The organism is Vibrio sp. SCSIO 43009 (assembly GCF_023716525.1).
In the GTDB taxonomy this organism is placed as follows: domain Bacteria; phylum Pseudomonadota; class Gammaproteobacteria; order Enterobacterales; family Vibrionaceae; genus Vibrio; species Vibrio alginolyticus.
Genome location: NZ_CP071842.1, coordinates 1,968,285 through 1,983,582, shown reverse-complemented (window position 1 = coordinate 1,983,582; position 15,298 = coordinate 1,968,285). Strand labels below are relative to the sequence as shown.

Here is a 15,298-nt window from a genome sequence, read left to right as displayed (position 1 = left end):
TGAGCCACGTTATTCCTCTATTCGACGGGGACTTGAAGAGGCTCGTTAGCTGCTTTATTTGGCTCTTTTACTGCAACGATAGGTTCTTGAGGGCCAAGGAACTTAGGCTGCGTATTGATAATATACAGGTCTAAAAACGCTTTCACACGGGCTAGCAGTTCTCGAACACGCATCGATGTTTTTTGCTTGTTGGCCGTCGGCCCTGCTACCGCGAGACACTGCGCATCAATGCTGTAAGCATCAGCGATGAACAGTGCGCGTTCACAGTGAAAGCGCTGAGTCACAATCAGAAATCGCTCCGAAGCAAAAATTTTTTTCGCTCGTACAATCGAATCTAAGGTACGAAAGCCAGCATAATCAAGGTGAATCACTTCTTCAGGCACGCCTGCTTTAAGTAAATCGCGTTTCATTGTCCACGGTTCGTTGTATGAACGGTGGGCGTTATCGCCACTCAATAAAAACTGTTTTACTTTGCCTTGGTTGTAAAGCTCAATCGCCGCATTAATGCGATGAGTGTAGTAAGTGTTGAGGATCTTTCCGATGTACTTACTGGTACCAAGAACTACGGCAACCTCATGTTGAGGGATTTGCTCGTATTCGGTGAAAATGCTCTCTTTGGCTTGTAAAACCACCCATCGGTCGATGGCAATAACAGAAACAAGCAGACTAAGTGCAGAGATCGACAAAATCAAAGCAAATCGCTTCCAGGAAAATTTCAGCTTCCACTTTGATCTTATGCGAGAAAACAACAAAACGTTTTATATCCTTAACTAAAAATGTAGTTCTCATCATATCTGATAGAAGCAAAAAGAGAGAAGCCCATTTATGCCAAAATCTGGTTAGGATGATAAAAAAATAAAAGCCCCTACATGGTAGAGGCTAATTATTAAACGAATTGTCTCAAGCTTAGAACGCAGTGCGTTTGTAGCGGCGGTAAACAGGTTGCCAGAACGACTGTTCAATTGCCACGTTCAATGCTTCATCAGTAATTTCTAATGCGACACCTTGTTCAATTGCCTTTTTACCAACGGCAAATGCGATTTTTTTCGACACTAAGTGGATCTCTTCCAGTGGTGGAAGTAGTGCACCACGACCATTGATTGCTAGAGGAGAACATGTTGCTAGCGCGCGACTTGATTCCATTAGCATCTCGTCAGTGACACGTTTTGCATTGACAGCAAGTACACCAAGGCCAATGCCTGGGAAGATGTAGCTGTTGTTACATTGTGCAATAGGGTAAGTGCGACCTTCATGAACCACTGGCTCAAATGGGCTACCTGTTGCAACCAGTGCTTCACCATTTGTCCAACGAATGATGTCGTTCGGTGTCGCTTCCACGCGGCTTGTTGGGTTCGACAGTGGGAAGACAATCGGACGCTTACAGTGTTTATGCATTTCTTCGATGACTTCTTGGCTAAATAGGCCAGGCGCACCAGAAACACCAATTAGTACCGTTGGCTTGGCGTTACGCATAACATCGAGTAGTGAGAAGCCATTTCCTTCATTTTCCCACTCTTTCGTATTGGTATGCTTTTGCACCAAGCGTTGTTGGAAATCAAGAAGGTTAGGCATGCCTTCTTGTAACAGACCCCAACGGTCAACCATGTAAACTTGTGAGCGAGCTTGCTCGTCAGAAATTCCTTCCGATACCATTTGTGCGATGATCGCTTCTGCGATACCACAACCAGCAGACCCTGCGCCTAGGAAGGTAATACGTTGTTTAGAAAGCTGAGTTCCTGCTGCTTTACAGGCGGCAAGTAGAGAGCCAACAGTAACAGCTGCAGTACCCTGAATATCATCATTGAAGCAACACACGCGGTCTTTGTAACGCTCTAGAAGAGGCATCGCATTTTTCTGAGCAAAGTCTTCGAACTGGATCAAAGCATCAGGCCAACGGCGCTGTACCGCTTGGATAAACTCTTCTACAAATGCATCGTATTCTGCACCCGTAATACGAGGATGACGCCAACCCATGTACATCGGATCAGCTAAGCGTTGCGGGTTATTGGTACCCACATCAAGCACGATTGGTAGAGTGTAAGCAGGGCTGATACCACCACACGCGGTATATAGTGACAGTTTACCGATAGGAATACCCATGCCGCCGATACCTTGGTCACCCAAGCCAAGGATACGTTCGCCATCTGTCACAACAATCACTTTAACGTTGTGGTTTGCTGCGTTGTTCAGCAAGTCGTCAATACGGTCACGGTTTGGGTATGAAATGAACAGACCACGACCACGACGGTAAATGTTAGAGAAGTTTTCACATGCTGCGCCAACAGTCGGCGTGTAGATGATAGGCATCATCTCAGAAATGTGATTTTGCACTAGGCGGTAATACAATGTTTCGTTGGTGTCTTGGATGTTACGCAGATAAATGTGCTTATCCATATCGCTTTCGAAACTTTTGTATTGCTGGTAGGCACGTTCCACCTGCTCTTGGATAGTTTCGGTCGACTCTGGAAGCAGACCTTCTAAGTTGAATGAACTACGTTCTTCAGCAGAGAATGCACTGCCTTTGTTCAAAAGAGGGGTTGCTAAAAGAGCCGGACCCGCATATGGAATATATAGTGGGCGTTTATCGTTGTTCATTGGGTGCCTTATGTAGGGTTGAAGGATGCGCACCAAATTTTAACGGGTTCACTATTTAGTTGTAAACATGCGTTGATGCACATCAATGTAATGTCGCAAAAAAATTCAGATACCGACGAAAATATCGGCAATATTGGTTGTTTAGAGATACCTAAAGCAGGATTTTTTTACTTGGGTATAATGTTTTGCATCATCAAATCAAGTCCAATTTCTATGTTTCAACTACCTATCGACAGCCTGCAAGCCGAGTTTGACCATCATGTAAGCCTTAACCATCTTGTGGTGGAAGCCGAAACCGGGTCGGGTAAATCTACCCGCTTGCCCATGTGGGCGGCAAAACACGGACGCGTTCTGGTTATTGAACCACGTCGAATTGCTTGTACCTCGCTGGCTGAATTTCTTGCGGAGCAATCTGGAGAGCCAATAGGTCGCAAAGTCGGTTACGCGATCAAGCTTCATGCCTACTTTGATGAAAAAACCGAAGTTGTATTTGTGACTCCGGGGGTTGCACTGCGTTGGTTTTCGGAAAACAAGCTAGCAGACTTTGATGTCGTGATAGTGGACGAATTTCACGAGCGACGCTGGGATATTGATCTATTAACCGCCATTTTGAAGCAAGAAAATCAACATCGATTGATCGTCACTTCCGCTACCTTAGAAGGCGAAAAGCTTGCTCGTTACCTGAATGCTAAGCGTCTGCGTTCGGAGGGACGTTGCTTTCCAGTCACGGTGACACATCGTTCTACAGACAGCCGCTATTTACCGAACAAAAAGGGATGTGAACAGGAGGTTGTCGGAGCGGTAAAAGAAGTACTGGAAGATGAAGATGGCGATATTCTTGTTTTTCTCCCAGGACGTAAAGAGATCGCCCAATGCGCGCAGATGCTACAAAGCAGCAGTGATGTCATGGTGGTTAAACTTCATGCCTCGGTCAGTGATGAAGAACGACATCGTGCGCTGACGGTACAAAAGCAACGGAAAGTCGTATTGGCAACCAACGTCGCGGAAACCTCTCTGACCATTCCTAATATCCGTGTGGTAATCGATAGTGGTTTAGAGCGCAGAACTGTACAACGAAATGGACGTACAGCACTGACATTAACCAACATTTCTAAGGCCAGTGCCGCGCAGCGAATGGGGCGAGCAGGTCGCGTTACCGAAGGGGCTTGTATTCGTCTATATGGTGAGCACGCGCCTTTAGAGTTGGTGACACCTCCAGAATTACACAGAGAAGAGCTCGTCGAGCCCATGCTGGCAGCGGCTTGTTGTGGGTACCGTCTCTCAACACTCGATTTTCTCGACTCAATTCCCCCAAAGTCGCTAGAGGCATCTCATTCGACGTTGTTATCTATGGAAGCGATTGATGAGGATGGCAATGTCACGCAGCATGGGAGAAAAGTATATCCACTACCCATTGATGCACTGTTTGCCGATCTTGTTACCAGAATTCAAGCGAAGCCAGAGAAGGAAGCAATGATTGATTTGGCTGCCGCCTTATCTGTGCCTGCACAGCTCTATCAGCGACAAAGTGGCGAAGTCGCTGAGCTTCTATCTCAAGAGGAGCCATACGGATGTGATGCCTCTTTGCTTATCCGTTTGGTTCGGGGGGAGCGATTTCCGGGCATTGTCATTGATGCCAGCGCACTCGAAGAGTCACAAGGTTTAGCGAAACAAATGCGAGAAATATTTGAATTGCCGGAACTTGACGTTGCCTCTCGATATAAACGTGAAGCGCTCTTTTTCTCCATCGCCTCATTGCACCCTGAGCTTGTGTTTGTCCGACGAGCTCGTCGAAGGGATGCTCTAGGAAATGGCGTAGTCGAGATGCTGGTTGGGCGTAACAGCCGCTTTCCTGATAAAGAAGAAGCGGCCATCGTGCTAGATAGCCATAGCGTGCCAGGACGAGGCGTTAAGCAAACACTGAACCTCGCATCGGTTATGATGCCTATCCCGCTGACATTATTACGCGAACTTGAGCTAGGGGAGTGGCAACAAGGTGAGACGAATTATGAAGAGGAGACCCCAAGAGCAACGATGCATTTGGTCTACGCCGGACGAACAATCTGTACTGAACATCAAGCGTTAAAAGGTGATGTTGCTGTTCAGTCTATTGTCGAAATGATAGAAGACGAGACACTGTTACCAGGATTTGCTTCTCAAAGAAAACAACAAATCCAACACTGGAAACTCTACAACGCATTGGGCCTTAATGTCGAAGGAGAAGAGGTTAACGACTTGGCCTCCTTGACATTTTCTAGCTGGTTAAAGGATCAGTTGGAAACATTAGGCGTTGAAAATGTCGATGATATGGCGTTGTTTGAACCGGAAGACTTAACATTTAACGGTGTTCCAGAATGGGAATACGACGATTTCACGGAGCAGTACCCTTTAGAACTTTCGCTGCCAGAACTCCAACTGGATGTTGAGTATTACGCGTCTCGCAAGCTGGTACAGGTCGTTTATCGAGAGGGAAACCGTAAGGGGGACCCGAAGCGTTGGGAGCTGCCACGTTGGGCTGGTTGGAAGATACAGTATAAAAAGGCCAGTCGAGTGATTGATGTAAAGTAGGTCGGCGGATGACGTTGTGACAAGAATTGATATTTTCTTGGTGAATCTATAATGATTTCATATTGATAGCGTTACTTGCGTGTTGTTTTTAGTTTCTTAATTGAAATATTAATCAATTGAATGCTTATATATGGCGAAGCTGTACATCAGTTGTTACAAAGCTGGTTTTAATATTTCCTTTTGTATGTAAATTAGGGCATAAAAGACGAATGTTTTATATCCCATTGCTATATCAAAACAGTTGAACGATATTTGGTATATCTCATTTTCGAGTGTCGGGGGCATAGAATGGATCAACAAGGAAAGACGTGCATTGAATTCGACTACACTAGCTTTTTAGGAGCGACAGGTAGTAAAAAATGGACCTTTTTAGAGGCATTTGCCACCATCGCGCCTATTTTCGGTTTGATGTGGAAACAGAACATTGCGGAATTGAGCAAGCCTGAAGATCGGTTGTGGGATGCCGCATTAAAATCGATGTCTTCTCGTAAAAGTGATGAATCCAATTTGGTCCGCTTAACCCAGCTAGCTAAACATGAAGGGATCAATGAATTGCGAGTCGTTATGCCATATTCGCTCGATGTTCAGCAAATCGAGTACATAGAATCTCGCAGTCAGTTGAAGGTGGATACGTCAGAACAAGATGTCCTTAACATCAAGTTTTAGGCTGAGCATTTCCACTTCATCGATGTACCACTTAACAATAGTGCAATGAAAAGCGACCTCAAAGTAGGTCGCTTTTTTATTTTGAGGTTTTTGTCACAGGTCTTGGAAGTGTGATGAATATAGAGTATTTGCACTTAAATTAACAAAAATGTAACGTTTGGAAATGCAATTGTCATAACTAGCTTCTAACTTTGTGTTTTTAGGACAAATTACCGACTAAGTGGTTGGTACTGTAAGTTCGAATTAACGTCCCTTATTGGCACACAAGGATGATTGAGTCACCACGTCATTTGGGCATAAAAACAAACACAATAAGAAAGGAAGTCAATATGTCTTTGTCTCGTCGAGACTTTATGAAAGCTGCCTCTTCAACGGCGATTGTTACCGGGCTGGTGGGCTGTGGTAGCGATGCTAGTGAATCTGTTGCGGTTACCTTTGAGCACGGAGTGGCGAGTGGAGATCCTACTCAAACACAAGTAATCATTTGGACTCGTGTTACAACCTCAGCGAGCTACGCAGATGTAAGCTGGCAAGTTTCATCTAACGAAAATTTTACTGATATCGTGCAAAGTGGCACTTTTGCCACAGACACGAGCCGAGATTTCACGGTAAAAGTCGATGTTCAAAATCTCAACGCAAATTCTCGTTACTACTATCGATTCATGGTTGGTGATGTCACTAGCGAAGTCGGGCAAACTCAAACATTACCAGAAGATGGTGTAGAAAAGGCATCCATGGCGGTTGTTTCTTGTGCAAACTATCCTGCTGGCTATTTCCATGTGTACCGAGAGATTTTAAATCAACATGAGCAAGACCCGTTTGATGTGGTGCTTCATCTCGGTGATTACATATATGAGTATGGTGCTGGTGGCTACGCTAATGAAGATGCTGAGGCACTAGGGCGAGAGCCAAGCAAAGGCACTGAATGCATTACCTTAGATGATTACCGAAAACGGTATGCGCAATATCGCCAAGATGCTGATCTGCAAGCGTTACATGCGAGCCTACCAATGATTGCAGTCTGGGATGACCATGAGCTTGCAAATGATAGTTGGAAAAATGGTGCGGAAAACCATCAAGAAGAGGAAGGCAGTTTTAATGATCGTCGTGCAGCTGCGGCTGCCGCGTGGACAGAATGGTTGCCCGTTCGTGAAAACACTTTCTCAAACATGCTGATTTACCGTCAGTTTTCGTTTGGAAGTTTAGTCAATTTGATGATGCTCGACACGCGACTTGTGGGGCGTGATAAACCGTTGGATTATTTCTCGCTCAGCTCACCAACGATGGAAGCTATTGGCGGTTTAGTTGCTCAGTCGCGCAGTCAAGACCGAGAGCTGTTAGGCGGTGACCAACTCGCTTGGCTGATGGATGCGTTCAGTACGCACGACGCAACTTGGAATGTGCTAGGGCAACAAGTGTTAATGTCTCGTATGGAGTTGCCAAGTTCGGTTATGACCGCGATGTTTCAATTGTTTACTGCCACTGAAGAACAAAAAACAGAGGCGTTATTAGCGGTAAACTCTGCGATTACGGGTTATCTCTCTGACCCAAGTTTAGATACCATTGCTTTGCCATATAACCTAGATGCATGGGATGGTTACTACGTTGAGCGAGAGAGCGTTTATCAACTGGCCAAAGCCAGCAGTGGTAACTTTGTCTGTTTGGCAGGAGATACGCACAACGCATGGGCAAGTGAGCTTAAAGACATATCTAAGCATCCTATCGGGGTAGAGTTTGCGACTAGCTCTGTGAGTTCCCCTGGGTTAGAGGCCTACCTCGCGTTAGACCCTGTTGCGATCGCTCAAATGGAATACACGCTGCCGCACTTAGTGTCAGAATTACAGTGGGCAGACATCAAACAGCGTGGCTTTATGCGCGTTACTTTTACGCCCGACAAGGCAGAGTCGACCTGGTATTTCGTATCAACGATTAAAGACAAAACATATCAGGTGACGACTAAGTCAGCCTTTACAACAGATGGCACTACGTTAAACATCAGCTAAACTGAACCTAATATGAAAAAAGTCCGCAAGCTAGTGCGGACTTTTTATTGGAAAGCGTTTAGCAATCTAGCGACAGTGCTAGTCAATCAATCCGTATTCTTTGCTCAGAACTTCGATGATTTCCGCTTTCGGATTCTCACTCAAATGAATCGGCTTGCCTGTAATCTTCTCGGCAATACCAATGTAGGTGCTCGAAATCGCCATCAAAGATTCGACGGGTAAAGCATTATCACGAGCGAGTGCTTCACGCTCTGGCATACGTTCTTTGTTTAGCAAGATATCTGGGTCAGGGAAGTGGTTAAGTAGGAACTGGCGGAAACCTTCTTTTGAGTTCTCTACGATGTGACCTGCTTGGTACTCTTTAGCATCCCATATACGAGACGAGTCTGGTGTACCCACTTCATCCATGTAAATCAGCTTTTCATTGCCAGCAGCATCATGAACATAACCAAATTCGAATTTGGTATCGACAAAGATTTGGTCGATTTCTTCTAACGCTTGGCTGATAACGTTAAAGCCTTCTTTCAGCAATTTTTCGTAGAGTGCGATATCGTCAGCGCTTGAGAAGTTAAATGCTTCGTAGTTGTCTACGATGTTTTGACGAGTAATATTTACGTCATCCGCTTCTGGCACACCGGGAATGCCTTTTAGAATGCCTTTTGTGGATGGGGTCATTAGCAATTCTGGAAGTGCTTTGTCTTTTTCTAACCCTTCAGGAAGTTGGATTCCACAAAACTCGCGCTCGCCATTTGCGTAAGCGCGCCACATCGAACCCGTGATGTATTTGCGGCAGATGGCTTCGATTTTTACCGGTTTGGCTTTTTGTACAATCCAAACAAAAGGGTGAGGAATGTCTAGAATATGGCTATCTGCTAAGCCATTTTCTTTGAACAGTTTGAACCAGTGATTAGAAATCGCATTAAGCGCAGCCCCTTTACCCGGGACACCATTAAGACCACCTTCAGCATACCAAATACAATCGAATGCAGAGATTCGGTCGCTAATCACCATGATAGCCAAAGGCGCATCTGGAGCGACATCGTATCCTTTTTCTTTGATCAGTCGGGCGCTGTCTTCTTCAGTTAACCAGTAAACTGAACGAACTTTTCCACTATGAACGGGTTTATGGGTGCGAATTGGCAGGTCGTCATTGACGGCAAGTACTTGATTAGCAAGGCTCATTGCGACATTCCTATCATCTTAATCAAACGTCAGAAAGAGAAGATATTCAGCAAAATGTGGACGCTGAATAAATCGAATGTGGGCATCATACCAGAACTATTTTAACTCGCCAGAGAAAAAGCAAACGTTTGCCTTGTACTGTGGGTTAATTTGTTACCAGTTGGCAAGAAAGTGCCTCATGATTCCATTAGTTAGAAGAATCTCCCGTATTGAAATAGTAATAACGGTTGGCGTGCGTCATTGTTAATCAGATTTCTAGCTAGGAGATAAAGACAAATAGAGCTTATTTCTAGATGAAAAATATAAGTTACAAGTTGATTTGGATTATTTTCAATATGGCGTAATGTATTTGGTTTTATTTTTTAAATCTAATTTAGATGTTTCTAATTTTTTCGAGTCTTAACTTTTATTAACAATAATCTTAATTGTGGCTGTAGATAGGCGTAAATGTGTTCTTAGTTACTATTGAAACCTGTGTTTTTGACAATTTTTTGACTTAATGATTTTATTTTTGATTTGAATGTGTAAAATAGCCCGCTATTTTAATGGTGTTCAATTTGGACAATAAGCTTGCCGATCGTCTAGTTACAGTATTTTAAAAAATAGAACATGGTGTAAGTAATGAGAAAATTATCTTTATTGTTTTTATCTATGCCTGTCTTTTCTGGCGCGTTTTCTAATGAAGCTGTACCCACTAGAATAGATATAGAGCGAGGTAATGGGTTTATGGTGTATGGAAACTTTGGAAATCCGATGAACTGTACTAACGAATGTTGATTTTTTAATCAAAAAACACACCCCCAGTACAGTGAAATTTACTCAACCATATTAGCGGCGTTTAATACAAAAAAGAGGATTAAACTTTATGCTCATTCTTGTAAATCAGTTGGTTGGTACTCTAAACCTGAGTTTACATATAACACAGTTACTCCAAATGGAACGGTGTATATCCTTAATTAGAGCCTACTTATAAGGATCAGGATTATTTATTCAACAAGTGAGGTAAAGGTTATCAAAAAAGCGCTAATTGTTACTTTATTATCAGGTCTATCATTTGCAAGTTATGGCAAATATACCTGTATAGGTGAGGTCAAAGGGTTGAGCATAACCCCTCAGACAGGTGATGTTTTAGTTGAGAAATTAGGGCCTAGATTAAATAACTGAGTGTTAGGTTTGGAAAGCTAGATATGAAAAACATCTTACTACTACTTTTATTATTTCCTCTGGCGGCGAGCGCAAGGTATACAGCAAACTTTTCAGGTGAAGTAAAAGCGGTTCTAACTTACCCAGGAAATACTATTATTCTGATCCGAGTCGAAGGTATGCCCGATTCTCACCCAAAGTGTACTTTGACTGATTATATGGCTATCGATCCGGCAATATCGCCGGAGTCCCGCCAGATCATTATGTCACGATTACTATTAGCATACTCAACTAAAGAGAAAGTAAACATCGGGTATGATAAAGAGAGCCATAAGGATTCTTGTGTTGGAAATCGCATGAGAGTACATCGGGTTGGCTAGAGAACCTGAAATCACAACATGTACGAATAGAAATATTGTTGCCCAAATTTCAAATCGAGGAGATACAACATGAGAACTTGGTTTTTAATATTGAGTATGACATTGGCAATGCTTACATCCTTTCATTCTGTTGCAGCTCCGGGGTGGTCAGGTAAATCTAAAATTTCCAGTATCTATGTACTTAATGAAACACAAGCACTAATTAAGCTCGCAAGTTTCCGAAATCCACACAATTGTGAAGTCATTTTAAGCGGGGATATCATTCTTAATCCACTTACCAATAAAACCTGGTTTACCGTTCTGTTATCTGCCCATATGGCGGGTAAAGAGGTGGATATATGGGTAAATGCAAGTTGCGATAAAACGCATTGGGTCGGACCAACGTTTGCGACCATCGGCCATGTGCGTCTTTTTTAACCTAGCCAAGCTGCGTTCGTAAAATCACAAACTCTAAAAGAGGAATAATGAAAAATGAATAAAATTGTTTGCCTTGTCGGTTTATTTATCTCTGTGGTGACTTTACCGGCGTTTGCGGATACACATTGCAGAGGAAAGGTCAGTAATCTTGCTATCGGACGAGGAGGGACGGTGCTAGTCAGTGGTCCTGGAGGGTTACCAAGTGTATATCTTTGTAATGTAAAACATAAGACCAACAACGTAGAGGTCGAGAGTTGCAAAGCTATGTACAGCACGTTACTTGCTGCAAAATCACAAGATAAAGTAGTTAATATCACCTTTCTACCAAATATAGACTCGTGTTCGTCACTCAAGAGTTGGTCGGTGGCTAAAAATATAAACTGGGTTTTTGCGAGTTAATTAACTCAAATTTCAAAGAATAAAGGCAAATAAAATAATGAAAAAATGTCTACTGGCTATCGCTGTATTCGCGAGCTTATCTTCGTCTGCATTTGCAGTTAAATGGAAAGATTCGCCATATGTAGAAATCAAGAAACTTTACCCCAACAATGGAGGATTGAATTTTTATACGGAATATAAAGATGAATCTGTCTCTGCCTGCGATGGTGGTTACCGTTTTGATATTCCTGCTTCAGCACAAAATTACGATACGAAAGTTAGTGTGATAATGGCAGCCTTTATGGCGAAGAAAAAAATTCTTCTCAGATACGATGCAGAGCAAACTAAGAAATGTGCTGCTGTCGTCGATCGATTCTTGGTTAAACCCTAGAACAACGAAAAGTGTTATGAACCGTTACTTGCGGTGCATGTTAGCGCTGTTAGTCGGCCTGCCACAGGTATTTTCTGGGTCAGAAACTCTTAACATCAGAAAGTGAAAGTAGGGCGATCTTCTAAGAACTTCTTCTCTTATATGTCTAGCAAGTCGGACTAAACCCAGATAAATCTGCTTTCTTATGAAGAGCATTGAATCAACAAGTGAATCGTTACCTTTGGCGTTTTATTGTAATTGATAAGTGTTACAACAACTATTATACGTGACATAAAATAGGCTTAATATGGAAACGAAGTCGGTTCGCAAATCCGTAAAAATTGCAGTTTTCTCGCTCCTTTCAGCGAGTTTATTAACAAGCCATGTGTTGGCATCAAGTTATGGTCTGTCAAGCAGGACTGATACTCAGGTGCGTCAGAGCTCCTCAAGCAACTTTGATGTTCTGGTACCTGCGAAAGCGAAAAATGGCATTTCCTACAATGTATTCAGTAAGTTTGAGTTAAGTGGCAAGCCTCTTACTGTTGTTAATACCGATGATACATCCGGTGGAGTGCGCGGTACGGGCAAAGCGGATTTAATTGTTATTGAGTCCAACAATATCTCCTTAAAAGATCAGTTCTCTATTCTTGGCTCTCCGGTAGACATTCTATTTATTACACGAAGCGCAAGTGGCAAATTAACTTGTGAACAGTGTAGTTTTGATAATGTTGGTCGCGTGACAATGGCAGCCGCGGCGCCAAGTTACTCATCGAGCGCAAAAACTGTGAATGGCATTGGTGATTTAACCACGGTCAGAGATGGAAAAGTCACGGTGAAGGGCTTGGTGTCACCGGGCCTTCAATCCTTGGAATTGATTGCAGATACCATTGATACCTCTGGCACAATTGATACTAACTTACGTGCGGAAAATCATCCTGAGTCAGGCATGATAATTGTCGATAGGGGGAGTAAAGTAGTAGGCGCAGGTGGTATCAACATGTTTACTGGCCGCCTTAAAGTCAGCTACGAAGATTTAGCCGTGAAGTCCGCAACATTGAGCTCTGCTTGGTCGACGATTAAAGGTAAATTCCGAGCAGCGACTATTGCGATTGCTAGCCCGAACAATATTGTGATAGATGCAGACATGAGCACCATGTCTGATGCACTAAGTACCAGTCAACATAACGGTAAACTTTATGCGCCGACTGAAGGTGTTTTTGTTCAGAGTTTGGGCAAATATAAGAGTAAGGAATATCAGAATATTCATGTAAAAGCCACTGCTAAATTGTCGTCAGATAATCACCTTTCGTTAAAAAGCTTGAGCAATATACACATACTAAAGCAGGGTAATAAGCAAGCAAAAGTGATTGGTGGTGATATGACTTTGATTGCTCTTAATGACGTGCTTCAACAGGGTTATGTTGCTGCGGATGAGGTAAAAGTTTCCGCAAACCAGTTCATCAATAATGGCGTGGTGGAATCGGCAAACATTGATGTAGAGACAGAAAAGTCCATTTACAACAGCTTTGGCGGCAAAGTGTTGGGTAAGAACGTGACACTTTACTCAAAGTCTGGAGCCGTAATTAATGGTTCTCGTACAGATAAAGCAGTATACCTTGACAGCGCCTTGAGCATTGGTGGCGAAGGTTACGATATTGACAAGCAGTTTGGTATATGGCAGTCGTTAGACGACGACCCAGATATAAAATCACAAATAAATTCAGCAAACAGCGTCAGTACTGTTTCCGCTTCAATTCTTGCAGATAATTTAGACATACAAGCGAAGATAATTGAGAACATCAATCCGTATCGCCTTAAAAAAGCCGACAGTGTCAACTGGGATGCGGGTATTCGTGTTAATGGTATTAAAGCAAACCAAGTCGCGATTGAGGCTGAGCGAAGCATAAAATTAAAAGCCAGCGAATACGTTTTGAACTCATCTGCCATTATGGGATTGAATGGTGGTGGCGAATTCTTAGTTAACTCACCGATTTTTAGCAACGAGCGTTACGAAATCAGTTTTGAGTCTTATCCTTACCGTGTTGTTGAATATAGTCAAGATGACAGCAAGAAAAACGAGATAGGTCACTACAAGTCTGGTACAGAAACGAAGATCTTAACGTACTCACCGCCGGGGCGCGTGTTTTCATTTGGTGACTTCCAATTTAGTCGTGGTGGAACAAGCGATCCGAAAAAAGTGCAAAGCAGTAAACTGTTTAATGAGGTTTCTTACTTCCAAGCATTTAAAGACGTGCGTTTCTTTAATAGTACGATTAAAAGCATTGGCTTAGAAATAGGTACAGACACAGAGAACACTGACTTTGAAGGTATGACGTCATGTTTGAACTATCGACGTTGTAATAGAGAGTACGTCACAACAAGAACAGAGGCTGAAACATTGCTTGCTTTTGAGGGAAATGTGTCTGGTGTAAACGGTGAAGTTGCCACAGAATCTGATTTGGTTATCAGAAATATAAACTCAGTAGATACTGACAAGCAAATTGTCATCTCGAATATAGTTAATAATTATGTCTCTAAAAATTCGAATCGTTTAGATGAAAAGTATATATGGGGTATTGGGTTATGCAAAATATGGAACACTTGTGTTTACGAATATAGATTAGAGAAGGTAGAAGTAGTATCAGACTTCGTGAAGGGAGAGGTGTCATTATATACAGGATTTACAGCGAAGCCAGATAATTGGCCAACGGGAAAGCCTTGGTCTGATGATTATAAAGATCTAACGAGTTTTAAAATAAGCCAACCGTATAAGTTTAAAGTAAACTGGAAAGAGAAGTACGATGAAGATCAAGGAGATAAAGAACTTGATTCTACAGGCTACACCCTAAAGCAGATTGAAGAGGCAGCGAAAACTTATCTGCAAGTAACAAGTTTTAAAAAAGCTAGCACAAATAATAGATATGGAAAACTACTATATAGTTACATTGACCTTAACACTATAGATGTTTTCAAAGAACGGGATTCAGACACTATAACAATAAACTATGTACAGCGTGATAAGTTTCTTGTTACTTACTACAAAAGGTTCGAATATGAAGAGAAACAGTATCTAAGAAAAAAAGTTAACTTAACACAGTTAATGAAATACTTGCCTGTTGAATATTTGAGGCCAAATTTACCTATAGAGTTAAATGGCTCAAACATGAACATTGCAATCACTAATTATTTGAAAACGATTCCTACCACTATTGATTATCCAAAAAATCCACATCGTGGATTCCGAGGGGATTTTAAGACATTCGATAGAACAACCTATCGCTCTCATAAAGTCATAGGGAATAATATAGAGATAGAATATACTAGGATAATTAAAACATATGGATGTGTAAATTATGGTGGTTGTCATTGGTTCAATAGGGCTATCTATGAAAAAACCATATTAACGAAAAGCCAGCTCAGTCATTACCTATAAAAGACGTTATATAGTCACTTCCTCCCTTTGATTGAGGGAGGAAGCTTTAAGGCTATTTATCATTTATCTCTATTGATTACTACTTATATGGGAAGTTTAATTAATAAATGGCTCAGCCCTTTGGTGTTTTGGTTTCATTGATAATGGTCACAATAATTAATCT

At 42.3% G+C, this 15,298-nt stretch carries 11 protein-coding genes; 8 read left to right on the top strand and 3 right to left on the bottom strand.

Annotated elements, in window-relative coordinates; genetic code table 11:
- Nucleotides 1-17 precede the first annotated feature (17 nt).
- A complete protein-coding gene (locus J4N43_RS09285) occupies nt 18-752 on the bottom strand; it encodes a SanA/YdcF family protein (RefSeq protein ID WP_005388862.1) in 735 nt (244 codons plus the stop codon).
- A gap of 154 nt (nt 753-906) precedes the next feature.
- Nucleotides 907-2,595 carry an NAD-dependent malic enzyme gene (locus J4N43_RS09280; RefSeq protein ID WP_005377977.1) on the bottom strand — a complete coding sequence of 563 codons (1,689 nt, stop codon included), beginning with the start codon at nt 2,593-2,595 and terminating at the stop codon, nt 907-909.
- A 213-nt stretch (nt 2,596-2,808) separates the two neighbouring features.
- Here J4N43_RS09280 and J4N43_RS09275 point away from each other — a divergent pair, with 213 nt between their 5' ends.
- The 3 genes from J4N43_RS09275 to J4N43_RS09265 all read left to right on the top strand — a co-directional run bounded on the left by J4N43_RS09275 (nt 2,809) and on the right by J4N43_RS09265 (nt 7,832).
- The gene (locus J4N43_RS09275; RefSeq protein WP_053349540.1) at nt 2,809-5,163 is read left to right on the top strand and encodes a helicase-related protein; all 2,355 of its coding nucleotides are present in this window, start codon (nt 2,809-2,811) and stop codon (nt 5,161-5,163) included.
- Between the two features lie 288 nt (nt 5,164-5,451).
- Nucleotides 5,452-5,829 carry a hypothetical protein gene (locus J4N43_RS09270; protein WP_005377965.1) on the top strand — a complete coding sequence of 126 codons (378 nt, stop codon included), beginning with the start codon at nt 5,452-5,454 and terminating at the stop codon, nt 5,827-5,829.
- 329 nt (nt 5,830-6,158) lie between these two features.
- A complete protein-coding gene (locus J4N43_RS09265) occupies nt 6,159-7,832 on the top strand; it encodes an alkaline phosphatase D family protein (protein WP_062730696.1) in 1,674 nt (557 codons plus the stop codon).
- A gap of 78 nt (nt 7,833-7,910) precedes the next feature.
- Here the strand turns inward: J4N43_RS09265 and J4N43_RS09260 are convergent, their stop codons facing one another.
- Nucleotides 7,911-9,014, bottom strand: coding sequence for a phosphoribosylaminoimidazolesuccinocarboxamide synthase (locus tag J4N43_RS09260; RefSeq protein WP_053349529.1), 1,104 nt, complete (start codon nt 9,012-9,014; stop codon nt 7,911-7,913).
- 1,187 nt (nt 9,015-10,201) lie between these two features.
- Between J4N43_RS09260 and J4N43_RS09255 the strand changes: the two genes are divergently transcribed.
- The 5 genes from J4N43_RS09255 (at nt 10,202) to J4N43_RS09235 (ending at nt 15,135) form a co-directional block, all read left to right on the top strand.
- A complete protein-coding gene (locus J4N43_RS09255) occupies nt 10,202-10,537 on the top strand; it encodes a hypothetical protein (protein WP_053349530.1) in 336 nt (111 codons plus the stop codon).
- A 69-nt stretch (nt 10,538-10,606) separates the two neighbouring features.
- Nucleotides 10,607-10,954: a hypothetical protein gene (locus J4N43_RS09250; RefSeq protein ID WP_238966574.1), complete on the top strand. Its 348-nt coding sequence runs from the start codon at nt 10,607-10,609 to the stop codon at nt 10,952-10,954.
- A 54-nt stretch (nt 10,955-11,008) separates the two neighbouring features.
- A complete protein-coding gene (locus tag J4N43_RS09245; RefSeq protein ID WP_053349531.1) occupies nt 11,009-11,353 on the top strand; it encodes a hypothetical protein in 345 nt (114 codons plus the stop codon).
- A gap of 37 nt (nt 11,354-11,390) precedes the next feature.
- Nucleotides 11,391-11,723: a hypothetical protein gene (locus tag J4N43_RS09240; RefSeq protein ID WP_053349532.1), complete on the top strand. Its 333-nt coding sequence runs from the start codon at nt 11,391-11,393 to the stop codon at nt 11,721-11,723.
- A gap of 286 nt (nt 11,724-12,009) precedes the next feature.
- Entirely contained in the window at nt 12,010-15,135 is a 3,126-nt protein-coding gene (locus J4N43_RS09235) for an FhaB protein (protein ID WP_158159625.1), read from the top strand.
- The last annotated feature ends 163 nt before the right edge of the window (nt 15,136-15,298 follow it).

Excerpts from the sequence above, each read along its gene's own strand:
- J4N43_RS09280 (WP_005377977.1), bottom strand. The coding sequence starts at position 2,595 with ATGAACAACGATAAACGCCCACTATATATTCCATATGCGGGTCCGGCT.
- J4N43_RS09275 (WP_053349540.1), top strand. The coding sequence starts at position 2,809 with ATGTTTCAACTACCTATCGACAGCCTGCAAGCCGAGTTTGACCATCAT.
- J4N43_RS09270 (WP_005377965.1), top strand. The coding sequence starts at position 5,452 with ATGGATCAACAAGGAAAGACGTGCATTGAATTCGACTACACTAGCTTT.
- J4N43_RS09265 (WP_062730696.1), top strand. The coding sequence starts at position 6,159 with ATGTCTTTGTCTCGTCGAGACTTTATGAAAGCTGCCTCTTCAACGGCG.
- J4N43_RS09260 (WP_053349529.1), bottom strand. The coding sequence starts at position 9,014 with ATGAGCCTTGCTAATCAAGTACTTGCCGTCAATGACGACCTGCCAATT.
- J4N43_RS09255 (WP_053349530.1), top strand. The coding sequence starts at position 10,202 with ATGAAAAACATCTTACTACTACTTTTATTATTTCCTCTGGCGGCGAGC.
- J4N43_RS09250 (WP_238966574.1), top strand. The coding sequence starts at position 10,607 with ATGAGAACTTGGTTTTTAATATTGAGTATGACATTGGCAATGCTTACA.
- J4N43_RS09245 (WP_053349531.1), top strand. The coding sequence starts at position 11,009 with ATGAATAAAATTGTTTGCCTTGTCGGTTTATTTATCTCTGTGGTGACT.
- J4N43_RS09240 (WP_053349532.1), top strand. The coding sequence starts at position 11,391 with ATGAAAAAATGTCTACTGGCTATCGCTGTATTCGCGAGCTTATCTTCG.
- J4N43_RS09235 (WP_158159625.1), top strand. The coding sequence starts at position 12,010 with ATGGAAACGAAGTCGGTTCGCAAATCCGTAAAAATTGCAGTTTTCTCG.